16 protein-coding genes are annotated in these 24710 nt (G+C 71.0%); 12 read left to right on the forward strand and 4 right to left on the reverse strand.

The features are described 5' to 3' along the window. Nucleotides 1-58: 58 nt before the first annotated feature. The 5 genes from AC6JA9_RS04525 to AC6JA9_RS04545 all read left to right on the forward strand — a co-directional run bounded on the left by AC6JA9_RS04525 (nt 59) and on the right by AC6JA9_RS04545 (nt 11950). Entirely contained in the window at nt 59-3157 is a 3099-nt protein-coding gene (locus AC6JA9_RS04525; protein ID WP_223745880.1) for an MG2 domain-containing protein, read from the forward strand. Beyond that, nucleotides 3154-5574, forward strand: a complete 2421-nt coding sequence (locus AC6JA9_RS04530) for an alpha-2-macroglobulin family protein (protein ID WP_497959138.1) — start codon at nt 3154-3156, stop codon at nt 5572-5574. The genes AC6JA9_RS04525 and AC6JA9_RS04530 overlap by 4 nt, the downstream gene beginning before the upstream one ends. A 210-nt stretch (nt 5575-5784) precedes the next feature. Continuing rightward, on the forward strand, nt 5785-6819 hold the full coding sequence (locus AC6JA9_RS04535) for a trypsin-like peptidase domain-containing protein (protein WP_223745882.1): 1035 nt from the start codon (nt 5785-5787) through the stop codon (nt 6817-6819). A gap of 48 nt (nt 6820-6867) precedes the next feature. Next, nucleotides 6868-9441, forward strand: a complete 2574-nt coding sequence (locus AC6JA9_RS04540) for a hypothetical protein (protein ID WP_497959139.1) — start codon at nt 6868-6870, stop codon at nt 9439-9441. Between the two features lie 910 nt (nt 9442-10351). Beyond that, nucleotides 10352-11950: an SNIPE associated domain-containing protein gene (locus AC6JA9_RS04545; protein WP_497959140.1), complete on the forward strand. Its 1599-nt coding sequence runs from the start codon at nt 10352-10354 to the stop codon at nt 11948-11950. A gap of 16 nt (nt 11951-11966) precedes the next feature. On the opposite strand, the gene AC6JA9_RS04550 is transcribed toward AC6JA9_RS04545, so the two are convergent. Next, a complete protein-coding gene (locus AC6JA9_RS04550) occupies nt 11967-13193 on the reverse strand; it encodes a hypothetical protein (protein WP_497959141.1) in 1227 nt (408 codons plus the stop codon). Between the two features lie 161 nt (nt 13194-13354). Between AC6JA9_RS04550 and AC6JA9_RS04555 the strand changes: the two genes are divergently transcribed. Beyond that, nucleotides 13355-13663 (forward strand): hypothetical protein, encoded by a 309-nt coding sequence (locus AC6JA9_RS04555; protein WP_497959142.1) that lies wholly within the window; start codon nt 13355-13357, stop codon nt 13661-13663. A gap of 54 nt (nt 13664-13717) precedes the next feature. On the opposite strand, the gene AC6JA9_RS04560 is transcribed toward AC6JA9_RS04555, so the two are convergent. Next, a complete protein-coding gene (locus tag AC6JA9_RS04560; protein WP_223745886.1) occupies nt 13718-14530 on the reverse strand; it encodes an SDR family oxidoreductase in 813 nt (270 codons plus the stop codon). A 156-nt stretch (nt 14531-14686) separates the two neighbouring features. On the opposite strand from AC6JA9_RS04560, the gene AC6JA9_RS04565 reads away from it, so the two are divergent. From AC6JA9_RS04565 to AC6JA9_RS04590, 6 genes are all read left to right on the forward strand, one after another. Beyond that, nucleotides 14687-15361 (forward strand): MotA/TolQ/ExbB proton channel family protein, encoded by a 675-nt coding sequence (locus AC6JA9_RS04565; RefSeq protein WP_046710965.1) that lies wholly within the window; start codon nt 14687-14689, stop codon nt 15359-15361. 2 nt (nt 15362-15363) lie between these two features. Then, nucleotides 15364-15789 carry an ExbD/TolR family protein gene (locus AC6JA9_RS04570; RefSeq protein ID WP_141333083.1) on the forward strand — a complete coding sequence of 142 codons (426 nt, stop codon included), beginning with the start codon at nt 15364-15366 and terminating at the stop codon, nt 15787-15789. A 10-nt stretch (nt 15790-15799) separates the two neighbouring features. Next, nucleotides 15800-16591 carry an energy transducer TonB gene (locus AC6JA9_RS04575; RefSeq protein ID WP_223745887.1) on the forward strand — a complete coding sequence of 264 codons (792 nt, stop codon included), beginning with the start codon at nt 15800-15802 and terminating at the stop codon, nt 16589-16591. Between the two features lie 167 nt (nt 16592-16758). After that, nucleotides 16759-19479, forward strand: coding sequence for a TonB-dependent receptor (locus AC6JA9_RS04580; protein ID WP_497959143.1), 2721 nt, complete (start codon nt 16759-16761; stop codon nt 19477-19479). Nucleotides 19480-19481: 2 nt separating this feature from the next. Beyond that, complete coding sequence (locus AC6JA9_RS04585; protein ID WP_497959144.1) at nt 19482-20408, forward strand: hypothetical protein; 927 nt, start codon at nt 19482-19484, stop codon at nt 20406-20408. A gap of 95 nt (nt 20409-20503) precedes the next feature. Further along, nucleotides 20504-22678, forward strand: a complete 2175-nt coding sequence (locus AC6JA9_RS04590) for a caspase family protein (protein ID WP_497959145.1) — start codon at nt 20504-20506, stop codon at nt 22676-22678. A 6-nt stretch (nt 22679-22684) separates the two neighbouring features. Here the strand turns inward: AC6JA9_RS04590 and AC6JA9_RS04595 are convergent, their stop codons facing one another. Then, complete coding sequence (locus AC6JA9_RS04595) at nt 22685-23260, reverse strand: imm11 family protein (RefSeq protein ID WP_497959146.1); 576 nt, start codon at nt 23258-23260, stop codon at nt 22685-22687. A gap of 22 nt (nt 23261-23282) precedes the next feature. Then, complete coding sequence (locus tag AC6JA9_RS04600; RefSeq protein ID WP_497959147.1) at nt 23283-24617, reverse strand: AHH domain-containing protein; 1335 nt, start codon at nt 24615-24617, stop codon at nt 23283-23285. Nucleotides 24618-24710 lie beyond the last annotated feature (93 nt).

The raw sequence follows: 24710 nt of genomic DNA on the forward strand, positions 1-24710 counted from the left end.
GGACGCTGGGAACGGTTTGGGGGTTTCCCGGCGTACAGTAGGGACTCGGGGAGGATGCATGACAGAGCGGTTGCGACGCCGTCCATGGCTGACGGGGGGCCTGGTGGCGTTCCTGCTGGTGGGCCTGTGGGCCTTCACGGCGTGGGACGTGTGCGTGTCCACGTGGATGCTGCGAGGCGTGAAGCTCGCGCGCTGTCCGGTGGGGACGCTGCGTCAGACGGTGAGCCTGGGTGCGCAGGGACTCGGTCGGAACCTCCCTGGCGAGGTCTTCGCGTGGGCGGATGCGCACGGCATCGACTCGCGGGGCGAGCGGATGACGGCGCGGGTGCGGCGCGGCTCGGTGTCGCTGTTCCTGGTGGATGCCGAGGGCAAAGAGACGCCGCTGACGCCCGAGAAGGACGGCCCCTGGAAGCGCGACGGCGGCGAGGTGTCGCGGGCCACGGTGAAGCTGCCCGACGTGCCGGATGGTGACTACCGGCTGAGCGCCCGGCTCTCCACGCCATTGGGCGAGGACACGGTGGAGATACCGCTGCCGCTCTATGCGCCCGCGGTGGCGCACGTGCTGACGGACCGGCCGCTGTACGAGCCCGGCAACGAGGTGCGTTTCCGCGCGGTGGCGCTGCGCGCGAAGGACCTGGCGCCGCTGGATGGGCGGCCCGGGACGTGGTTCTTGAAGGACCCCTCGGGTGAGGTGGTGCTCGAGGAGCGCGCCCCCGCGGGGCCGTGGGGCGTCGTCGCGGGAGGCTTCCCGCTGGACCGGGGCGCGCCCACGGGAGCGTGGACGGTGGAGTGGGCGAGCGGCGAGACGGTGGCCCGCGCGCAGTTCACGGTGAAGCCGTTCACCCTGCCGCGCTTCCGCGTGGAGGCGCAGAGCCCCCGCCCCTACTGGCGCGCGGGCGACGTGCCCCAGGTGGAGGGACAGGTGGTGTACGCGTCCGGCGCGCCGGTGGCGGACGCGGAGGTGGAGCTGTCGTGGGACGTCTCGGGCGCGTGGCCGCCGCCCCCCGAGTGGGGCACGGGCGGGCTGCCAGGCCAGGCGCGTACGGACAAGGCGGGCCGCTTCCAGGTGACGCTGCCGCGCGTGCCGGAGGACCTGCGGGGCCAGGCGCGGCTGTCCGCGAGCGTGGTGGCCAAGGACGCGGCGGGGGACCGCGTCGCGAGCGGCGTGTCGTTGCTGCTGTCCGAGGACGCGCTCGCGGTGTCGTCGGTGACGGAGCTGGAGGACGGGCTGGTGGAGGGCTTCAGCAACCGCGTGTACCTGCGCGCCACCACGCCGGACGGGCGGGTGCTGCCGGGCGCGGAGCTGACGGTGACGCGCGCGTGGGACTCCCAGGACGAGGGCGTCCGGGGCGTGACGGACGAGGACGGCGTGGCCGCGTTCCAGCTGGACCCGGGCCCGCCCGTCAACGTGGTGGTGCCGCCGATGCCGGTGCGCCGCCCGCCGCCGGCGCCGTCGGTGACGCTGACGGAGGTGCGCAGCCTCCTGGAGGAGGACGGCGAGGAGTCGCTCCAGGACCGCGTCGCGGTGGAGGCCTGGCTGCCCGCGCTCCTCCCGTGCGCGCGCTTCGTGCTGCCGGAGGACCCGGTGCGCGAGGTGCCGCTGGCCGTGCGCGTGGGCATGGGCGGCGCGGTGGTGGACGTGGTGGGCGCGAACGACGCGCTGTCCCGGTGTCTGGCCCAGGCGGTGCGCACGCGTGCGCTGCCGGCGGGGCGTGAGCGGATGCTGGCCCTGAGCCTCGAGGTGCAGGACCCGGGGCTGCCGTGGGTGGAGCTGGCGGTGCATCCGGCCTTCGGCACCGCGACGGCGTTGATGGACTCGCTGGGCACGGCGGCCCGGGATGCGCGCGCCTGTGTGTCCCCGACGCAGTCCACGAGCAGCCCCTTCCCGATGTCGCTCACCTGGAGGTTGGGCGCGAAGGGCGCGCTGACGACGTCCTGGTCCTCGCGGCCGTGGGTGAAGAGCGAGCTGGGGGCGTCCACGGTGGCGTGCATCCAGGAGCGCTTCTCGCGGCTGAAGGCCTCCGCGTCCGCCTTCGGCTCCGGTGAGGACGCGGGGCTGGAGGCGATGGGCATCGCCGAGCTCACCGTCCACCCCGCCGGAGGTGAGGGGGAGGACGACGGCGAGGGACAGGCCACCACCTTCCTGGGCTACGAGCTGAAGGTGGTCGCGACGGTGGAGGGCAAGCCGGTGGGTGACACGAAGTGGCTGCTGCGCCCCGCGCGCCTGCCGCCCTTCCGCCTGCGCGCGACGCCGGTGCTGGCGCGCGGTGGCGACGAGGTGCGCATCGACCTGATGCGCGGTCCGTCCTTCCAGGGGAAGCTGCCCGAGGAGCTGCGGCTCCAGGCCGGCAAGCAGACGCTGGTGACGAAGCTGGAGAAGGGCGCCACCTCGGCGCGCTTCCGGCTGCCGGACGACTTCGAGGGCTGGGCGGAGGCCGAGTGGGCGGGGACGCGGGCGCGGGTGTACGTGGCGCCGCGCGCGCGGCTGTCCGTGGAGGTGTCGCCGGAGAAGCCGGCGTATGCGCCCGGGGACCTGGCGCGGCTGCTGGTGCGCACGCGGGTGGATGGCAAGGACGGCCCGGCGGCGGTGGGCCTGGTCGGCGTGGACGAGACGCTGGGGCAGTTGGTGCCGCTGCCGGGGGGCGACGCGCTGGCGAGCCTGCGTCCCGCGCCGGCGGTGTCCTCGCCCGCCTTCGGGGTGCTGGATGGCGTGGCGCTGGCGCAGGGCCGCATCCGCGGCTCCAACGCGGCCGCCGCGGCGCTGCTGCGGGTCAGCTCGGTGCCCACGCTGGTGGACACGGAGACGCGGGTGCGGGGCCTGCAGGTGGGCGAGTTCGACCCGGACGTGGAGCTGACCGAGCCCTTCTACACGGTGCTCGGGGAGCTGCACGCGCGGGTGCGTGAGTGGGAGGAGAAGGCGCCCGAGGGCGAGACGCTGGCGCCCGAGGGCCTGGCGAAGCTGTGGGCCCAGGCGCTGTCGGCGTGCGAGGCGCGCGGGGAGAAGGTGACGGATGCGTATGGCCAGCGGCTGCGGTTGTCGCGGCTGCCCCAGGCGCTGCTGGAGCTGACGGACCCGCGCGCGGTGGTGTCGCGCGGGACGCGGCTGCCGGAGGACGTGGAGAACTGGAACGCGTGGGTTGCCCGGGAGGCGCCATGAAGCGCACGGTCATCGTCGGAGTGGTGTGCTTCATCGCGGGCGTGGTGGCGGTGTTCGGGGCGCTCTTCGCCGCGCGGCCGCTGATGGGCATGTCGGCGGACGCGCTGAGCGGCTCGGCCGAGCCGGAGATGATGGTGAGGCTTCAGTCGCCGATGAAGGCCCAGGCCGCCCCGGCGCCCATGGAGGCGTTGGCCGAGCCGGTGATGGAGGAGGTGGAGGGCGGTGCCCCGGGCGCCGTGGCCGTCGGCGGCCTGGACGATGCCTTCGGCGCGAAGAAGAAGGGCGCCTCGCGAGGGGGCCCGATGAAGGACGAGGCCTCGCCCCAGGCCGAGGGCGCGCCGAGCCGCGCGTGGTTCCCCGAGACGTTCCTCTTCGAGCCGCTGGTGGTGACGGACGACTCCGGCGCCGCGACGCTGCCGGTGCGCGTGCCGGACCGGCTCACCCGCTGGCGGGTGCTGGCGCTGGCGCACTCTCGCTCGGGCGCGCAGGCCGGCGCGGTGACGAGCTTCGCGGGCACGCTGCCCACGTACGTGGACCCGGTGGTGCCGGCCTTCCTGCGCGCGGGGGACACCGCGCGGGTGCCGGTGCAGGTGGTGAACACCACGGAGTCCGCCGTGGAGGCGCCGCTGAAGGTGGCCGCGACGGGCGCGGTGGTGGAGGGCGGCCTTCGCACCGTGCGCGTGCCGGCCCGGGGCAGCGTGGTGGAGTACGTGACGGTGCGCGTCTCGGGCCCCGGGCCCGTCGCGGTGCGCGCGTCGCTGGGGGACGCGGACAGCGTCGAGCGGCCCCTGGATGTCTGGCCCACGGGGCGGCCGGTGGTGCAGACGCGCAGCGGCATGCTGGCCACGCCGCGCACCCTGTCGCTCACCGGCCCCGCGGACGCGCAGGAGGGCAGTGAGCGCGTGCGGCTGCAGGTGTACCCGGGCGGCCTCGGCGTTCTGCGCTCGGAGCTGTCGTCGGCGGGCGCGCGCGAGAGCGTGGAGGACGTGGCGCACGCGCTGCTGCTCGCGGGCAAGGCGCCCGAGCTGCTCACGGCGCTGGGCGAGCCCGACGCGGCGAAGGTGGTGCGCTCCGCGCTCTCGCCGAGCCAGGGCCGGGTGGCGATGCCTCCGGAGTCCTCGGGAGGGCTGGTGGACGCGGAGTCGATTCGTGTCCTGGTGGCGCGGGCCACGCAGCGCGCGTTGAGGATGTCGCGCACGCCGGACGTGGCGACGGGGACGCTGCTGGTGGAGGGCGCGCTCGCGCATCCGGACAACCCGGTGCTGGCGCGGCTGGGCGAGCGGCTCGCGGGCTGGGTGGCGCAGGCGCAGCGGCCGGACGGCACGTGCCAGGGCGGTGATGGCTGGACGCTGCAGCGGCTGCTGGTGGCCACGGCGGACTGCGCTCGCGCGGTGGTGGCGGCGTCGGGGAGCCCCGCGGGACAGCGGCGCGCCTCGCGCTTCACGGCGCTGGCGGAGGGCGCGCTGGAGCGCAACCGGGCGCACGTGAAGGACGGCTACACGGCGGCGGCGCTGCTGTCGAGCGGCGTCGTGAAGGGCTCGCTGCGGGAGGCCCTGCGGGCGCAGGTGCGCGACGCGCTGAAGAAGCGCGAGGACGGCGCCGTGTACCTGCCGGTGGAGTCCGGCGTGGTGGCGGCCAACGGCCAGTCCCCCAACGAGGCGGAGGCCACGGCGCTCGCGGTGCTGGGCCTGGAAGGAGACCCCCAGGCGCCCCTGGCGGACCTGGGCGCGTCGCTGCTGTCCGGCTACGCGCCGTCCACGGGCTGGGGCAGCGGCCGCGCGAACCGGCTGGCGCTGCGGGCCGTGGTGGCGCTCTTCAAGGAGCCGCTGCCCGCGCGGGTGAGGGTGGTGCTGGAGCGCGACGGCCAGGCGGTGACGGAGGGCACCTACGACGCGAAGGCGCTGCGCGAGGTGCTGGTGATGGAGGCCCCGGCGACGGGCTCGGCCGGAGCGCACGCGTGGACGGTGCGCGCGGAGCCGGCGGTGCCGGGGCTGGGCTTCGCGCTGGCGCTGTCCGCCGCGGTGCCGTGGGCGAAGGAGGACGCGCGAGGGCTGGAGCTGGCGGTGGTCTCGTCCCAGGAGGCGAAGGTGGGCCAGCCGGTGGAGGTGACGGTGCAGGCGACCACGCCCTCGGGGCTCGCGCTGGAGCTGCGGCACGGCCTGCCGGCGGGGGCGCAGGTGGACGCGGCGAGCCTGGATGCCCTGGTGGCCTCTGGCAGCGTGTCCTCGTGGACGTCCGAGGACGGCGCGGTGACGTTGAAGCTGCCGCCGCGCGGTCCGGGGACACCCTTCCAGGCGCGCTTCCGTGTCATCCCCACGCTGGGGGGCACGCTCCAGACGGGCGCGTCGTCGCTGCGCGTGGAGGCTCGGCCGGACCTGGTCTCCTACGTACCTCCCGCCACCTGGGCGGTGCGCTGAGACCGGTGTCCGCGTGGACTCCCGGCCCCGGGCCCCAGGGGCTGGGGCTGGGGGGTGGGGTGTCCTGCCAGCCGGTGGGGCCCTGCACGTCAGGGCATGCGGGCTGCTTCCACTGGGAATCCCGTCGCGCCGTGCGGAGAATACGGAAGCGTCACGGCGGCGGCGGCGGGCCGGGGCAGGCCTCGTCAGCGGTTCTTCACGGGTGGCACCATGGAGCTCGACGGCGCGGAGAGAGACGAGTTGCTGCTGGCGCTGCTGGGGGCCTTCCCCTCGGTGGAGGAGCTGCGTCGGGTGGTGGCCAATGTCTGTCACCGGGACTTGGAGTTGCTCGTGCCCAGGGGAGGCCCGAGGGAGCGGGCGTCGGGGCTCATCCTCCGCGCGGAGTCGGAGGGGTGGACACGCGAGCTGGTGACGGGCATGCACGGCGCCCAGCCGCGCCATCCCCGTCTGAATCGCTTCATGCAGGGCTACCTCGCGTCGGTGCAGCGCAGCGTCCCGCGTCGCAGCCTGGAGCGCATCGTCGGCCCGACGTGGGAGCAGGGCGCCGCGGACGGGTGGCGCAAGCGCCTGTCCGCCATCGAGCGGCGCGTGTGTCGGGTGGAGCCCGTGGTGGGGGCCTCGCTGGGCACGGGCTTCCTGGTGTCGCGCGACGTGGTGCTCACCAACTTCCATGTCATCGAGAACCGGCTGTTGGAGTCCTTGCGCGTGCGCTTCGACCACAAGGTGCTGCCGGACCGCACGCTCCTGCAGCCGGGCAGGCAGTACGTGGTGAAGCGCTGCATCGCGCGCAGTCCGTACAGCCCCGCGGACCTGATGCACCCGCGCCCGAGGGAGGCGATGGTGAGCGAGCTCGACTACGCCTTCCTCCAGGTGGAGGGCTCGCCCGGTGACGAGCAGGTGGAGGACGCGCCGCGGGGCTGGTTGGAGTTGCCCGAGGAGCCGACGCCCATCATCCCTGGCCAGCTGGCGCTCATCGTCCAGCACCCGGAGGGGCAGCCGATGAGCGTGGCGCTGGACGAGTTCCTGGGCGTCAACGCCTCGCGCACGCGGGTGTCCTATCGGACGTCCACGAGCCCGGGCTCCTCGGGGGCGCCTTGCTTCACGCAGGAGCTGCGGCTCGTCGCGCTGCATCACAGCGGCGGGCCGCGCATGCCGTCCGCTACTGGTCACAACGAGGGCATCCCCACGGACACCATCCGCCGCGGGCTGTCGCCGGAGGTGAAGGCGCTGCTCGGCTGGACGTGAGGGCGGGTGTGAACTGGAGGCGGGGGGCGCGCCTGCTATCGTCGGTGGATGTTCGTCCTCGATGCCCGCTTCCTCCGTGGTCGGGGCTTCTGCGTCCTGGCCCTGCTCGTGTTGTTCGTCGCGCCGTGGCGTGGCGCGAGCGCCCAGTCGCGGCTGCGCGTGGCCGGCGCCACGGCCAGCAACGAGGTGAAGCTGCGCACGACGTCGGAGGACTTCCGCGCGGTGCTGCGGGTGGACCTGCTGTCGCCTCCCTCCGCGGACGCGGGCGTGCAGGACGGGCTGCCCGGCGGCGTGACGGTGCTGGTGGACCCGCTGCAGGCGAGCGACGGCTCGCAGGTGGCGCTGGCGGCGGTGGTGCGCGAGACGGCCTCGGCGGACGCGGGCGTGGCGCCGTTGTCCCCGCGCTCGCCGCTGCACGTGGAGGTGTCCGGGAAGCTGCCGGCGGCGGGAGACTACACGGGGCAGGTGGTGTTGGTGCACGAGGGCGGGCGCGAGACGACGTCGCTGCTCGTCACGCGGGTGCAGGCGGTGCCGGCGGTGCAGTTCGTGGCGACGTCGCCCGCGGTGGCGGCGCCGGGGTGGGGCTTCGGCGCGGTGGACGCGACGGTGCGCCTGCCGTTCAAGGAGACGGCGGGGGTGACGGGGAAGGTGTCGGTGCCGAGGCTGCTCCAGCTCTCGCACAAGGCGCCGGACCTGGGGGCCACGCTGGTGCAGCCGCGCTTCGGTGGCGCGGACTTCTGGTTGGAGGGTGGGGGCAAGGACGGGGCGGACTTGGACCTGGCCACGGTGGAGGGCGTCACGGTGGCGGCGAATGGCAGCGGCACGCTGCTGATGCGGCTGAGGGGGCTGGACGGGCCGGGCGAGTACACGGGCACGGTGCGCATGGCGGTGCCGCAGGGGGTGGCGGTGGAGCAGCCGTTCACGGTGTGGGTGAGGACGCCGTGGCTGTGGGGCGCGCTGCTCATCGCGGCGGGCGCGGTGTCGTCGTATGGCGTGCGGCTGTACACGCAGAGCATCCGGCCGAGGGCGCAGCAGCTCCAGCGGGCGCGCGTGCTGCGGCGGCGGATGAGCGTGCTGTTGGAGGGGCAGGAGGAGGACGCGCGCAAGGTGGGGCTGGAGGTGCGCGGGCGCATCGACGCGCTCATCTCGCGCATCCGCTCGCCGGTGAGGGGTGGTCGGGTGGCGGACGGGGAGCTTGCGCGGGTGGAGTCCGAGCTGCGGCTGTACGAGGCATGGCGCGGCTGTTCGCGCGAGCTGCGGGCGCTTCCGCCGGAGATGCGCCCCGAGTCGGCGAGCGCGGCGCTGGAGGAGGCGGAGACGTCGCTGCGGCTGGGCACGGTGCCGGCGGAGCGGCTGGAGGAGCAGCTCAAGGTGCTGCGCGGGCAGAACGTGCAGGAGCTGGCGCGGGCGGGGCTGAAGGCGAAGCTGGAGGAGCTGGAGGCGCAGGCGCGAGCGCTGGCGCAGAAGCTGGGGGAGGACAGCCTGGGGTTCCGGCTGACGTATGAGCTGTTGCCGTTGCTGCAGGACGTGAGGGCGCGGCTGGGGCAGGGGGACGTGGCGACGGCGCGGCAGCAGTTCGAGATGGCGCGTCGCTCGTACTTCGATGTGCTGTGCGCGGAGCTGTCCCAGGCGGTGGCGTCGCCGCGCAATCCCCGGGGCTTCTCGTTGGAGGAGTGGCGGGAGCTGACGTCGGACGTGAAGGAGCGGCTGAAGCAGGCGCGAGCGCGCGCGGACGTGAACGTGGACGAGGGCTTCCGGCTGTACCAGGGGGCGTACGCGCACTACGTGCGGCGGCTGCTGTTGGAGCTTCGCGGCGCGGTGGAGGAGGCGCGGAGCGCGGCCACGGAGGCGCAGAAGACGGACCTGGACGCGGCGGAGGCGAAGCTGCGCGAGGCGATGTTGGCGCTGGCGGCGGAGTCGCCGCACGAGGCCTCGGCGAGGTATCGCGAGGCGCGGGACGCGCTCCACCGCGCGCAGACGGGGCAGGTGCGCGTGCGGATTGCCGGGTTGCGCGCGGAGGTGTCGCGCAAGCGGGGAGAGGCGGAGGGCGAGGGGCAGTTGCATGAGCTGGGGCACATCAACGCGTTGCTGAACGAGGCGGAGCTGGCGCTGACGCCCGAGACGTTGCAGGACGCGGAGTACAAGGCGGACAAGGCGCAGCTGGCGTTGGAGGGGTACCCGAGCTCCCAGGGGGTCGGGATGGGGCGACCGGGGACTCCGCTGTCGTTCGTGGAGCGGGGCTCGACGGCGTCGGTGCCGGAGGTGCCCTCGGCGAGCGCGCCCACGGGAGGCAGCCTGCCCGCGTTGCCGGAGGCGCCCGTGGGGGCGGAGGACGCGGGTGGGGCGCTGGGGGAGCTGGAGGGAATGCCGTTGCCGGCGGCGCGCCATCTGTGGCTGGTGGAGCTGGCGATGTTGGTGTTGCTGACGGGCGTGGCGGTGGTGTTGGGGCTTCAGTTGCTCAATGTCTTCTCACCGACGTGGGGAGGCTTTGGCGCGGGGATGACGGCGTTCCTGTGGGGCTTTGGCTTGCATCAGGTGGGCAATGCGAGCTTCGAGGGACTGGCGGGCCTGTTGACCCGCGTGGACCGACGGGGCGGCGCGAGCGCGGGTGGGGACTCCTGAGATGCTGCAATGGTGAGTATGCGGGCGTCTCTGTATCTGCGTCATGACGTGTATGAGCGCATGGGTGACGGGGATGTGATTGTCTACCGCTGCCTGGAGTTGATTCCGGGTGGCGGGTTCGTGGTGCAGAGCGCGGACAGGATGCGAGGAGGGGACGGTCATGAGCGGCAGTTTCTCGAGCTCATGAGTGAGAGCGCGCCCGAGGAGCGGTCGGAGCCGTGCGCCAGTCTTGTCGAGGCGATTGCGAAGTTCAGGGCAGGGTTTGGTATTTGACTGGGCATTGTGAATCACAGGGACGGCGGCGCGTGTCGGGGGCGGCGACGGACCGCTTCCACCCTGCGCTGAACGCGGCGGGGGGCCGCATCACTGCGAGATGTATGGCCGGCCGTTGCCGGGACAGAAGCCGTTCGGTTGTGACGGGGGCCACAACTTCAGCTGCTGGAACTACGCGTTCTACGACGTGCTGCCACGGATGCTGGCGGTGCTCGACGGGCCGTGAGTCGACGGCGGTCCTGGAGCGAGGTCAGACCTCTTCGAACTCGGCGCCCGTGACGTTCGCTCGCTCCAGGGCCGTTTTGATGTCCTCGGAGACAATGAGGGCAACACAGGAATCGTCAGTCGGCCCCTCGGATGGGCGGCGCGCCCCGACGTGAACTCCCGGAGGTCTTCCAACTCGTGCCCGCGCTCATCCAACGGGGTCCCCAGGTACCAGTTCCCTGCCTGCACGGCTTCGTTGAGCCTGAAGTATCGATGGGGAGTCGGCATGGAGGAGGTCTTCCTGGCGTCCTCATTCCAGCAGGTCCCCGAAGGACCTGCCACCCGCTCTCTGTCTCTACCCCTCGGGTGGTATGGCTGGTGATGAGGCTCCGCTCGATGCTGGCGTGACTCATTGCTGGAAGGGGGCCCCTGTATGACCGGGTGGTGTCTGCTGCTCCTGGCGGTGGCGTTCGCGGAGTTCATCGCGCTCTCCGTCCTCGTCGGGCTGAAGAAGGATGCGGAGGCGACACTTCGCTCGGTGAAGGATGAGGGTGAGCGGCAGCTCTCCGCCCTGCGTGAGCGCAATCGCGTGCTCGAGAAGTACCAGGCCATCATCGACGTGGAAGCCCACGTGGCGACGCTGCGAGACGAAGCCGAGAAGAGCGCCGCCGAGGTCCTGGCCAGCGCTTCAGCGGAAGCCGCTTCCCTGCGGAGCCGTGCCGACGCGGATGCCTCGGAGATTCGCATGCGTGCCGAAGGCTCCCTCGCGGATGCGAGCCGCGAGGCCAGTCGGCTCATCGAATCCGCGAACAAGCGCGCCCAGGAGATCGCCGGCGAGGCCTTCACGGCCATCCAGAAATCGAAGCAGCTGGAACAGACCGCCACGGCGATGCGCAACATCATCGAGGGATACGGAGACCGCTACCTTGAACCCACCCAGGGCGTGCTCGACGAACTGGCAGAGCAGTTCGGCTTCACCGACGCCGGTGCCAGGCTCAAGGCCTCCCGCGAGAAGATGCGCTCGATGATTCGCACGGGCAAGGCGGCCACCTGCAACTACGCGGAGGCCCACCGCCGCGCCACCGCCATCGAGTTCGTCCTCGACGCCTTCAATGGCAAGGTGGACTCCATCCTCGCGGACGTCCGCCACGACAACCACGGCACGCTCTCACAGAAGGTGCGCGACGCCTTCAGCGTCGTGAACCACAACGGGCAGGCCTTCCGGGAGGCACGAATCCAGCTGGACTACCTGAACGTACGCCTCGATGAGCTCAAGTGGGCCGTGGTGGTCAACGAGCTGAAGCTGAAGGAGCGCGAGGAGCAGCGGCTCATCAAGGAGCGCATCCGCGAGGAGGAGAAGGCCCAGCGGGAATTCGAGCGCGCCCAGCGGGAGGCCGAGAAGGAAGAAGACGTCCTTCGCAAGGCGATGGAGAAGGCCCGGAGCGAGTTCGAGAAGGCGGGGGACGCGCAGAAGGCCAGATACGAGGAGAAGCTCGCCGAGCTCGCCCTGAAGCTCCAGGAGGCGGAGGAGAAGAACAAGCGAGCCCTCTCCATGGCCCAGCAGACGAAGACAGGCCATGTCTACGTCATCTCCAACATCGGCTCCTTCGGCGAGGACGTCTTCAAGGTCGGGCTCACCCGCCGGCTGGAGCCGCTGGACCGCATCCGGGAGCTGGGGGATGCGAGCGTGCCCTTCGAGTTCGACGTGCACGCCCTCATCCACAGCGAGGACGCCCCCTCCCTCGAGCGCGAGCTGCACAAGCGCTTCGTCCGGGCCCAGGTCAACAAGGTCAATCCCCGCAAGGAGTTCTTCCGGGTCGCGCTCCGTGACATCCGACAGGTCGTCGACGAGATGGGCCTGCAGACCCAGTGGACGATGACCTCCGAGGCCCGGGAGTACCGGGAGACGCAGGCCGTCGAGCGCTCCATGCAGAGCCAGTCCTTCGAGGAGAGCACCTGGCTCAAGAAGCAGCTCGAGGCGCAGGACGCGATGCGCCTCGAAGCCACCCGTGGCGCCGAGCTCGCGGGATGACGCTCCCGCGCCCCGCCTACGGCGCCGGCAGCGGCTGCCAGTTCGGGTCCGGCCAGACGAACGGATTGCCCCCCTGGCCCGGATTCGCGTTGCCGAAGTACCGCTGGCAGCCCGCGGTGTTCCCCGGCTCCCCCCGAGACTCCCAGAAGCCCGGACATACCTCCGCCGGGATGCGCGTGCGGCAGTCCGCCATCGTCCGCTCGCCCGCGCTCGGCTGCGCGTAGTACGCGCTCACGAAGTTCCACGCGATGCGCTGGAGCGCCTGCACCGTGGCCGCGTTCGCACCCGCGGGCCCCGCGGCCCCCTCGGGCGAGGACCGGAACACGGAGGCATGGTGGACCGCGGCCATGAAGTACGCGCCCAGGTTCGTCAGGTGGACGTTGTCGCTGAAGAGCACGTTGAGCCGCTGCGACGTCGTCCCCGTGATGCCCGGCACCTCGCCCGCGATGACCCGCTCCACCAGGTCCACCAGCGCCGCGCCACCCGGAAGCGCACGCACGCGGTCCGCCCGCCCCTCGGCCTGCAGCGTGAGGTTCACCTTCGAAGACACACACTCCCACGCGACCCGCGCGTTCTTCTCATAGGCAATCCACCGCGAGGGGTTGGCTTTATCGATGTCCAACCACGTGTGATAGAAATACGTGACGGCCCGCGGGTTGCCGGCAATCAACCGGTCATGGAAGTGCCGCAGATAGCCGATGGTGTTCTCCCACTCGATGGTGCCCAGCAGGTCGTGCCGCTCGGTGATGAGCAGGGTGTCGTACTTCTCGCCCGTGCCCAGCGTCCGGGGGGACAAGAGCTCCTGCACCACGTCCATGCCGGAGCCCTCGCGGTTCTTCCCGCTGCGATACCCCTCCCAGCCCCCGTTGCCCCAGGTCCGCACCCGGATGGGTGAACCAATCACATTCTGCTGGTTCCACTTGGAGTCCTTGCCCTTGCTCGCGGCGATGTCCGCGAAGTGGTCGGGCATGGGGTTGTCGAGCAGGCTGTGTCCGGAGAAGAAGACCCGGGCGCTCGTGATGGGCGCGGAGTCGGGCCCGCCCGCGTCCGGAACCCCCGCATCCGGAGTCCTCGAGTCTGGAGCACCGGCATCACCCGGACCGGCATCAGGCCCGCCCCCGTCCGGTGGCTGTGTGCCCGAATCCACGACATCGGGCGGGTCCTTCATGATGTTGGCCTCGCCACAGGCCAGTCCGAGGGAGCAGAGCAACAGGGCGCACAGGCCCCGACGTGATGCATTCATGGTCCAGGCCTCATCTCGTGAACGTGAACGCTCTATCGCGGGCCTGAAGAGGAAGTCAGTACGTCAGCCGGCCTGCGATTTCGCACGGGACAGAGGTCTTCAGCCGGACTGTGATGCCCCAGGCCGCGGACGCCTTGCAATACCCCGAGTATGGGTTCGTAATGTCTGACGTCCGCACGGATGCGGACGGCACGGGAGACACGATGAAGAACCTGCGATGGCTGATGTGCGCGGTGGCGCTGTCTGTCGTTGGCTGTGGTGGCCCTGTCCCGGAGGAGGAGGCGCTCTCCGAGGACCTCTCCGAGGGTCAGGTGTCCCAGGCCGCGGTGACGTGCACGGAGACCTGGGGCACGTGCAACGTGGGACGGTGCGAGCTGGGAGCGCTCGACCGGTTCGCGATCCTCACCACGACCTGTTGTGACGCGAACGGCGCCTGTACCACCACGCGCAAGCGCATCTGCGGCTGCTAGCCACGGACGGCCTCCCGGTCCACCGCCGTCACGGTGGACCGGGGCCCGCGCGCCCTACCGCCGCCGGTCCTGGATGGTCTTGAACACGATGCGGTCCAAGAGGCCCGGGGTGAACAGCTTGAGGTACTGACCCACCTTGCCCTTGGTGGTCATCACCACCTCGCGCTCGCGCTGGTCCATGGCGCGCAGGATGATGGCCACGCAGGTGGCCACGTCCATGTTGTTGCCCTCGCTCTCGTCATGGGCGCTCACCTGGAGCGGCTTGCCGTCCTTGCCCAGCGCGTTGGCGCGCACGTTGGTGGACACGAAGCCGGGACACACCACCGTGACATCCACCCCCGTGCCCATCAGCTCCACGCGCAGCGAGTCGAAGAACCCGTGCATCGCGTGCTTGCTCGCCGCGTAGCCGGTGCGCGTGGGCACGCCCGTCTTCCCCGTCAGGGACGAAATCGCCACCAACAACCCACGCCGCGCCTTCAGATAGGGCAGCGCCGCGTGCGTGCAGTACACCGCGCCCAGGTAGTTGATGCGCATCAGCCGCTCGAAGATGCCCAGGTCCGTGACGTCCTCGAACTTCGCGTCCATGGAAATGCCCGCGTTGTTGACGAGCACGTCCACGCCGCCGAAGGCCTCCACCGCCTTCTCCACCATCCGCCGGCACGCCTCCGGGTCCCCCACGTCCGTGGCCACCGCCACGGCCTTGCCCCCCGCCGCCTCGCACCGCTGCTTCACCCGCTGGAGCGCCTCCTCGCTCCTGGCCGCCAGCACCAGGTTCGCGCCCCGCGCCGCCAGCGCCACCGACAGCTCCTCGCCGATGCCCATGGAGGCACCCGTCACGACCACGCACTTGCCTTGCATGGCCCGCATTCTCACCTCGCAGGAACGGCCCGTCGAGGGTCGCCTGCCCTGGGGCCTACACCCACGCACAGGGGTTCAGATCCACCGTGAATCGACCGGGTGACACTTCCTGGCGCCCCCGGTGTTCCAGTCGCGCCAACGCATTTCACGAGGGGAAGGAACACCATGTCGTCCATCGCGGTCATCGCCCAGGCTCATGCGGAGAACCTCGGGTGGCTCAGCAGCAAGCTGCTCGGCTTCACGCTCACCTCCGCCGAGTGGGTGCTCTGGATCCTGGTGTGCCTGTCGGTGCTGTCCATCGGCATCATGCTGGAGCGCGCGGTGTACTTCGCCCGGTACCGGCTGGCGGACTCGGAGGCGCTGGCGGTGCGGCTGGCGCGCGGCGAGCACGAGGCGGTGCGCGTGGCCATCCAGGGCAAGCGCGGCATGGAGGCGGCCATCATCCGCGAGGGCCTGGCCTCCAGCGAGCAAGGCGCCGACACCGTGGAGCAGGTCATCGCCTCCACCATGGCCCGCGAGCGGCCCCAGTACGAGCGCTTCCTCTCCTTCCTGGGCACGCTGGGCAACAACGCCCCGTTCATCGGCCTGTTCGGCACGGTGCTCGGCATCATCAAGGCCTTCAATGATTTGGGCGCCAGCAACGTGAAGGGCGCGGCCATCCAGCAGACGGTGATGGGCGGAATCTCGGAGGCGCTCGTCGCCACGGCGGTGGGCCTGGCCGTCGCGATTCCCGCCGTCGTCGCCTTCAACATCTTCAACCGTCAGCTCAAGACGCTCACCAGTCGCGCCAACGCCCTGGGCCACGCCCTGGTCGGCAGCCTGCGCGCGGAGGCCCGCTAGCCATGGCCGGAGGCGCGCAGGAGAACGAAGAGGAAATCACGGGCATCAACGTCACGCCGCTGGTGGACGTGGTGCTGGTGCTGCTCATCATCTTCATGGTGACGGCGAACTTCATCGTCCGCGAGACGGTGGAGGTGGACCTGCCCCGCGCGGCCAACGGCGGCGAGACGGTGCAGGGCCTGGTCAACGTGGTGCTCGACAAGGAGGGCAAGCTCTACTTCGACGGCGCGCTCGTCACCGAGCCGGAGCTGTCCGCCAAGGTCGCGGAGGCGGTGGCCAAGGACAAGGACACGCGCGCCATCATCAGCGCCGACCAGACCATCGCGTACGGCCAGGTGATGCGCCTCATCGACACGGTGAAGGGCCAGGGCATCGCCAAGTTCGCCCTCAACATCGAGAAGGACGCCGCGCCCGCGCCGCGGGGCTGACGTGAAGGCCATGAGTACGAGCGCGCTCGACAGTGAGTTCGTGTTGCCCCGCCGGGGCGGCAACGGGTTGTTCGTGGGGTTCGTCGCGGGCTCGCTCGCGCTGCACGGGTTGGGGTTGGTGGTGCTGCACACCCGTCCTCCCGAGCGCGCCGCGCCGCAGCGGCCCGTGGAGTTGGTGATGGTGGAGGTGACGAAGCCGCCGCCTCCGCCGCCCGAGGTGAAGGAGGAGCCCAAGCCCGAGCCGCCCCCGCCGCCCAAGGTGCGCGTGAAGCCCCCGCCGGTGAAGGTGGCCCAGGCCCCCAGGCCCCTGCCGCCTCCGCCCACGGAGGCCCCGCCGCCGCCCAACGAGACGCCGCCGCCGAGCGCGAAGCCCGCGCCCCTGGTGGTGGGCATGTCCCTGTCCTCCACCACCAGCGCCGGAGGCTTCGCGGCCCCGGTGGGCAACACGCTCTACGGCCGCACCGCCGACAAGGCCAAGGCGCCGCAAGAGGTGAAGGCCTACAGCGCGCCGAAGTACACGCCCATCTACCAGGTGGACCGTGAGCCGCAGCTCGCCAGCGAGGTGAAGGTCCCCTATCCCGAGGAGGCGCGCCGGCTGGGCGTCGAGGGCACGGTGACGCTGTCCATCACCATCGACCCGGAGGGCCGCGTGGTGAATGCGCGCGTGCTCAACGGGCCGGGGCACGGACTGGAGGAGGCCGCGCGCAACGCCATCCTCCGCTTCCGCTTCCGTCCCGCCTTCAAGGGCGGCGAGGCCGTGTCCACGGAGATGAAGTACGCCTATACCTTCCTGCTCGACTGAACCCCCGCTCCCGCTGGGAGAGGGCCGGAGCGAGGAGATGCATCGGTGGGCCTCATCCACATCCACGGCCCGGAACTGCCCGCCGACTCCTCCAGCACACCCTCACTCCGTCCCTTTGCCGGCGGGAGCCCACACGCCGTCTCCACGTCCCCGCTCCTGAAAGACCTATGTCCTCGAATGTGAATGCCCGCGCCGCGCTCGCCGCCGCCTCCCTGTGGGTGGCGACTCCGGTGCTCGCCCAGGCGCCCACGCCTCCGGCCCCGGGCGCGCAAGCCGCGGCCCAGCCTCAAATCACCAGGCCGCCCGCGCTGGTGCAGCCCGTGGAGGCCGTGTATCCGCCGGAGGCGCTCGCGCAGGGCCTCACCGCCTCGGTGCGCCTCATCATCACCATCGCCGAGGACGGCAGCGTCTCCGACGTGCAGCCCACCGAGCCCGCGGGCCATGGCTTTGACGAGGCCGCGCTCGCCGCCGTGCGCCAGTTCCGCTTCTCGCCCGCCGAGGTCGACGGCGTGCCCGCGCCCGTGCAGGTCGAGTACGTCTACCACTTCACCCTCACCCCGAAGGCCCCCGCCGAGGGCGCCGCCACCGAGGAGCCCGAGCAGCCCAAGGCCGTCCTCACCGGTCAGCTCATCTCGCGCGGCAGCCGCTCGCGCGTGGCCGGCGCCACCGTGCGCTGTGGCGACGACGCGGACGCGGCGGAGGCCGTGTCGGACGCGGACGGCCGCTTTACCCTCGAGGTGCCCCCGGGGGAGTGCGCGGTGCGCGTCGTCGCCTCCGGCTACCAGCTCTACCAGACGAAGGAGACGCTGAAGGCGAACGAGACCACGGAGGTGAACTTCTACCTGGCCCCGGCCGGGAGCGCCTTCGAGACGGTGGTGCGCTCGGACCGCCCGAAGAAGGAGGTGGTCCGCCGCACGGTGACACGCGAGGAGGCGCAGAAGACGCCGGGCACCTTCGGTGACCCCATCCGCGTCCTCCAGACGCTGCCCGGTGTCGCGCGCGCGCCGTTCATCTCGGGGGACCTGCTGGTGCGCGGCTCCAACCCGGGCCAGACGGCGACGCTGATGGACGGGGTGCGCATCCCCAACCTCTTCCACCTGCTCGGCGGCCCGTCGGTGGTGAACGCCGAGTTCATCGACTCGCTCGACTTCTTCCCGGGCGGCTACGGCAGCCAGTACGGCCGCGCGGTGGGCGGCGTGGTGGACGTGACGACGCGCAAGGGCGCGGCGGACACGGTGCACGGCTCGGTGAAGGTGGACCTGCTCGACGCGGGCTTCTTCCTCGAGGCGCCCATCACCGACGGCATCAGCGTGGCGGCGTCCGCCAGGCGCTCGTACATCGACACCATCCTCCCCGCGGTGCTTCCCAAGGACGAGGGCACCACGCTCTCCATCGTCCCGGTGTACTGGGACTACCAGCTCCGGCTGGACTTCGGCGCCCCGCGCGGCTCCACCCCGGAGCCCGGCGCGGCGCGCAGCACCGGCTACGTCATGGCCTTCGGCAGTGACGACAAGCTGCGCCTGGTCACCGGCGGCGAGGAGTCCTCCGCGGACATCGAGCTGAACACGCACACGCGCTTCCACCGCGTGAAGGGCGACTGGACGTACCGCAAGGGCAACTTCAGCTCCGTCTTCACGCCGTACGTGGGCGTGGACTACTTCGACATCTCCTTCGGCAACTACATCGAGGACGACACCATCTACTCGCTGGGCGCGCGCGAGGTGATGGCCCTGGACGTCTCCTCGCTGCTCACCGTGCGCACGGGTCTGGACGTCTACTTCGACCACGTGAAGATCGACGTGCAGGCCCCCTCCGTGGGCGGGGCCGAGTACGTGCCCTTCCCGGGCTCGGAGCCCGTCTCGGAGCTCATCTACGAGAAGCGCACCATCAACGGCTTCGACGGCGCGCTCTTCGCGGAGGCGGACCTGAAGCTCGGCCCCGTCACCATCACGCCGGGCGTGCGCGGCAACTTCCAGAAGGTGGGCGGCACGCGCAACTTCCTGTTGGACCCGCGCCTGTGGGTCCGCTACGGGTTCAGCGAGCGCACCGCCTTCAAGGGCTCGCTCGGCCTCTACAGCCAGCCGGCGGACACCTTCCAGTTCGTCTTCGCCCCGTACGGCAACCCGCTGCTCGGCTACCAGCGCGCCTTCCAGTCCAGCCTCGGCGTGGAGCAGCGCCTCAGCGACGTGTGGAACGTGGACGTCACGGGCTTCTTCAACCGCCGCTTCGAGAACGTGGTGTCTCCGGGTGACGTGCGCCCCTCGGACAACGGCAGCTTCGTCCAGGACCGCTTCGTCAACATGGGCATCGGCAAGGCGTACGGCGTGGAGTTGATGGTGAAGAAGGAGCGCGCCTCCGCCACCGACAAGTGGTACGGCTGGCTGTCGTACACCCTCAGCCACGCCGAGGACGGCCGCGCGGGCCCCAAGCCCCGCGCCGAGGGCCCCCTGGGCGGCGACGGCCTGCCGGGCGTGGGCGAGGAGACCTACGGCCCCAGCCCCTGGGACCAGACCCACATCCTCACGCTGGTGGCCAACTACGTGCTCGGCAACGGCTGGGAGCTGGGCGGGCGCTTCCGCCTCACCACCGGCCGTCCGGTGACGCCCCTGGTGCACCCGCATGACATCTACAACTCGGACTCGAACAACTACTCGCCGTCGTACGGGCGCTATCTCTCCGGGCGGGCCTCGAGCTTCCATCAGCTCGACGTGCGCGTGGAGAAGGGCTGGCGCTTCGACAACTGGACGCTCGCGCTCTACCTGGACGTCCAGAACCTCTACAACGCGGAGAACGTCGAGTTCGTCTTCAACGACTACCGCTACCGCAAGGAGATGGAGATTCCCGGCATCCCCATCCTCCCCGTGCTGGGCGTGAAAGGGAGCTTCTGACCATGGGGACCTGGTTCAAGTGTGGCGGACTGTTGTTGATGGCGCTGGGCGCGGTGGCCTGCGTCGACCCGGATGACCACTCGTCCCACGTGCGCGACCTGCGCGTGCTGGGTATCGCCGTGGAGCGTCCGGAGCTGATGGCTCCGACGTGCGAGCCCACCGCGGAGGCGCTGGAGGTGCTCACCGAGCAGGTGTCCTACCGGGCGCTGCTGGTGGACCCGTTGGGGCAGGGGCGCTCCATCGCCTACACGCTGACGGCCTGCGCGGACCCGGAGGACTCGCTCTGCGAGGACGCGTCGAAGCGCGTGGAGCTGGCGCGGGGCACCACGACGGCGGGCGAGCTGGTGCTGCCCATCCGGCCGGGCGCCTCGCAGCTCGCGGACGGGACGCTCTTGCTGGACGCGGTGCGCGAGGCGGACCCGTACCAGGGCTTCGGGGGCCTGCGCATGCCGCTGGTGCTGCACGTCACCGCGGGCGAGGAGGGCGTCTACGCGCAGAAGCTGATGGTCTTCACGTGTCCGCTGGTGCCGGGCATGGCGCCCAACCAGCAGCCTCGGCTGCAGGGGCTCACGCTGGACGACGCGGCGTGGGACGCGGAGGCGCTGCCCGAGCTCAAGGGGCCGGGGCCCTTCGTGGTGCGCGCCAATGACATCTCCGCGCTCGAGGAGTCGTACGTGGTGCCGGGGTTCCGCAAGGAGGCGGTGCAGCTCAAGGAGTCCTGGGCCATCACCTGGCACGCGACGTTGGGGAAGTTCTCCGTGGAGGAGACGGAGAGCGTGGAGTTCAACGGGCAGCCGGGCCGCCACCGCACGGAGTGGGAGCCGCCGGAGAAGGACGGGGTGGCACAGGAGGTCACCTTCTGGGCGGTGGTGCGAGACGGGCGGGGAGGCAGCTCCTGGCTCGTCCGTCGGGCGCGCTGGACGCCGTGACGTGGTAGCGGATGGCTCGCAAGGGGGCAGCCATCCGGGGTATGCCCGGTGCTCGCGCGAGGCCGGGCCGGAGCTGGAGCGGAAGTGGGACGCGGATGATGAGTGGGAGCACAGCGCGCCGGTGGGGACGCGTGGCCTGCGTGTTGGCCATGTGGGTGCTGGGCGTGTGGACGCGTGAGGCCCACGCGGCCCGTCGTGACGAGGCGCCCGACGCCACGTTGCGCCGCTTCGCGCTCATCGCGGGCTCCAGTGAGGGCGGCCCGGGGCGCGAGCGCTTGCGCTACGCGGGCTCGGATGCCCTGGCGATGTCGCGGGTGCTGCAGGAGCTGGGCGGCGTGGCCTCGGCCGACCAGGTGCTGTTGCTGGAGGCGGACCGGGGCGCGTTGCTGGCCGCGCTCGAGCGGCTCGTGACGCTGGTGGAGGCCGCCGCCGTGCCGGGGCTCCGGCGCGAGCTGGTGGTGTACTACTCGGGCCACTCGGACGCGGACGGGCTGTTGCCGCGCGGCGAGCGCGTCTCCTACGACGATTTGCGCAAGCGGATGTCCCGCGTGCCGGTGGACGTGCGCATCGCCATCCTGGACTCGTGTGGCTCGGGCGCGCTCACGCGCTACAAGGGTGGGCTCAGGCGGCCCTCGTTCCTCACGGACGCGTCCGCGCAGGTGCGGGGGCATGCGTACCTGGCCTCCAGCTCCGCGGACGAGGTGGCGCAGGAGTCGGACACCATCGGCGCGTCGTTCTTCACGCACTTCCTGGTGACGGGGCTGCGCGGGGCGGCGGACACGTCCGGGGACGGGCGCGTCACGTTGCACGAGGCGTATCAGTTCGCGTTCCACGAGACGCTGGCGCGCACGGAGCGCTCGCAGGGTGGACCGCAGCACGCCGCCTATGACATCCAGCTGGCGGGCAGTGGCGAGTTGGTGATGACGGACCTGCGCGGCTCGAGCGCGCGTCTGGGGATTGCCGAGGAGGTGCACGGGCGGCTGTTCGTGCGCGACTGGGGCAACCAGTTGGTGGCCGAGCTGCGGAAGCCGTTGGGGCGCAGGCTGTCGTTGGGGTTGGAGCCGGGGCGCTACCACGTCACGTTGGAGCGTCCGTCGCAGCGCTTCGAGGCGGAGCTGGTGGTGGGGGTGAAGGGGGGCGCGCAGCTGCGGGTGGGGGACTTCGTCCCGGTGACGCTGACGCGCACGGTGTCGCGTGGGGGCGTGGTGACGGATGTGCCGCTCGCGCGGGAGTCCTCGGGTGCGCGGGAGGATTTGCCGTCGGTGCCGGTGAACCTGTCGCTGGTGCCTCCGCTGTCGACGACGTCGCTGTGGGGTGGGGGTGGGCTCAACCACCTGGCGTTGGGGGGGCTGGCGGTGCGCTCGTTCCAGTTGCGTGGGGTGGGGGTGGCGGGAGGGTTGGGGTGGGTGGATGGGACGATGGAGGGGGCGCAGGTGGCGGGCATCGCCAACGTGACGGGGGGCGAGGTGTTGGGGCTCCAGCTGGCGGTGGGTGGCAACCTGGCCTTCGGCGGGGCGACGGGGGCGCAGATGGCGGCGGTGGTGAACTACTCGGAGCGGGCGTTCAGTGGGCTGCAGCTCTCAGTGGTGGGCAACCGCGCGGACGAGCAGATGCAGGGCTCGCAGCTCGCGGTGGGCGTCAACATGGTGGAGCGGCTGACGGGAGCGCAGGTGGGGCTCTTCAACCTGGCGGGCAGTGTGTCGGGCGCGCAGGTGGGCTTCATCAACGTGGCGGGGAACGTGAAGGGGGTGCAGCTGGGGCTCATCAACATCGCGGATGACGTGTCGGTGCCCATCGGCTTGTTGAGCCTGGTGCGCAAGGGGCGCATCGCGTTCGAAATCTGGGCGGACGAGGTCTCTCCGTTGTCGGTGGGAGTGAAGTACGGCAGCCGCACGGTGCATGTGATTGCGAGCGCGGGGGTGTCGCCGTGGAAGGATTCGTGGCGGACCTTCAAGTCGTTGGGCGTGGGGGTGCACCTGCCGGTGGGGGCGGCGGACCGCTACTACGTGGACCTGGACCTCTCGCTGGGCGGGTGGACGCCGCAGTTGTTCGAGGAGGGGATGCCGAACAACCTGTATCGGCTGCGCGCGAGCTTCGGCTGGGAGCTCAAGCGGCGCTTCGCGGTGTTCGGCGGGTTGTCGCTGAACGCCTACAAGCCGCCCGAAGAGGACCCGGACGAGGACGTGACGTGGATGCCGCAGTGGCAGACGGGCCGAGGGGCCTCCGGCACGCGCATGTGGCCCGGCCTGTTCCTGGGCGTGCGCATCTGACGCGAGTCAGACCTCCTCGAACGCGGCCCCGGCGACCTTGGCCTGCTCCAGGGCCACCTTGAGGTCCTCGGAGACGATGAGGGCGATGGTCCATCCCCAGGTGCGGAACACCTTGGCTCCGCCCACTTTCGTCGAGTCGATTCGCATGCCGAAGACACTGCGGTACTGGCCGAGCTTGTCCGGACGTTCATCCTCCGGCTTCCAGTAGAGGACCTCTTCGGTGGCCTGGTCGTCGATGCAGCGGATGAGCTTGGTGGCCACGAGCATGACGTACTGCTCTGGAGCGCCTTCGACATCGACGGGGAAGAGCTGAACGTCGTCGGGCGCCAGCTCCGCGAAGAGGTGGGCCACGCGGACATGGACGATGGGCGCGCTCCCGACGCCTGCCATACAGAAGTCCAATCGTCGTCCAGGCTCTCTGATGGGAAACGTCAGACGGCCTGGAGGCGGGATGGGCTGTCCCATCGCGAAGGCCCAGATGTCCTCGACCTCCTGACCCGTCTCGCCCGAGGGGTCTCCCAGGTACCAGTTCCCGCCTTGGACGTCTTCGCTGAGCCTGAAGTAGCGCGGTGGGTTCGGCATGACGGATGCTCTAGCTATCACACTAGCCCTGCGTCAGAAGCTTATGGAGTCGTGTCCCGGGCGTCTGTGCTTCCTGGGCGAGTTTGCGCAGCTCGCTGGTGAGTGCCTTGCGACAATCCACCACGGTTCGACATCCTGACAAAGCCTGCCTCAGTCGCTCGTCGATCTGCTTGTGATAACGCATGGGATGGGGGCCTTTATGGCCTGCGACCTTGACGATGTTCTCCGGGTCCTTGAGTTCCATCCCGGCGCGGGTGAAGAGCTCTCGGAATCGTGGCGTCCAAGGTCCTCCTCGCGCCGTGGAGACGTCGTTCTTGTTCGTGGCGATGTGATGCTTGTGGGGCTTGCCCATGCCCTGGTTCGCCATGGCCAGCGCATTCGGCGCGAGTGCGACGGTGAATCCCTCCGAAGTGAGCGCGATGGACCGGACGCTTCCCACCGCCGCATATTGGAAGCCGGCCTGGGTCTCCACGGCGAGGGCTGCCTGCGCCGAACCTGGGAGTCGAGGGGCCTTCGCCGCGAGCCCGGCCGTGTTGCCGATGGCGGCCGTGGCCAACATCAAGAAGACGCGTGCTGAGTTCTCCCCGAGGACTTCGCCGTAGGCCTCGCCGGCCGAGTGGAGCTGCTCGAAGGTCCTGGCCTGGTCGACCGCGCGGACCAGCGTCAGCCATCCATCCAGCAGGCTCCACACCGTGTCCACGCCGAGATAGGCGATGGCGAGGGCCGTCAACGTGGCCGCGACGCCCTTGGACACGGGCTCGGGGAGCGCCCAGAGCAGCAGGTACATGGTCACCGCGGAGGTGAGGGTGGCCATGACCGCGCTCGGGTCCGTCATGTCATCGAGGGACTCCAGCGACGCTTCCCATACGGAGCCGAGGGCGATGGCCAGCGCCAGCGTGTACTTGCCATCGCTGGCCAATAGAGGGCCTTCATCGAGCAGACGTAAGCAGTCTCCGGGCTGGTCACGTCGTTCGCACCACTGGCCATAGGCGCGCGTCAGCTCGTCGTCCGCATAGGACTCGAGCAGGTGGGGGCCCGCCCCATCCTCCTGGGACTGGGGAATGAGCCGTGATGGGCCGCGCTCGTACCGGTACACACCGCTGCGTGTGGGCACGCCGAAGAGCTCCCGTGCCTCCTTCATGGGATGGCGGAAGGGCGGAACGTCCCGGGCCAGCGCCGCCAGTGACTCCTCGAACTCAGCGTCGTCGATTCTGGCTTCTTCGACCTCACCGCCGACGTCTTCGTACGGGGTGAGCGTCACGGAGCCGTGCACCGTCTCCAGCCGCACGACCCGGCTCGTCGCACAGCCGGGGATACACATCATCACGAGCAGCGGTAGTGCTCTGCGGAGCCACATGGAGAATCCCCCGGCGAGTCGCCAGCAATGCGCGGGCATCATCGTTGAGTGCCGGGTGTGTGCTCCACATGTCGCCTCCTCGCGGCCCTGGCT

This window comes from Myxococcus sp. MH1, assembly GCF_059738865.1.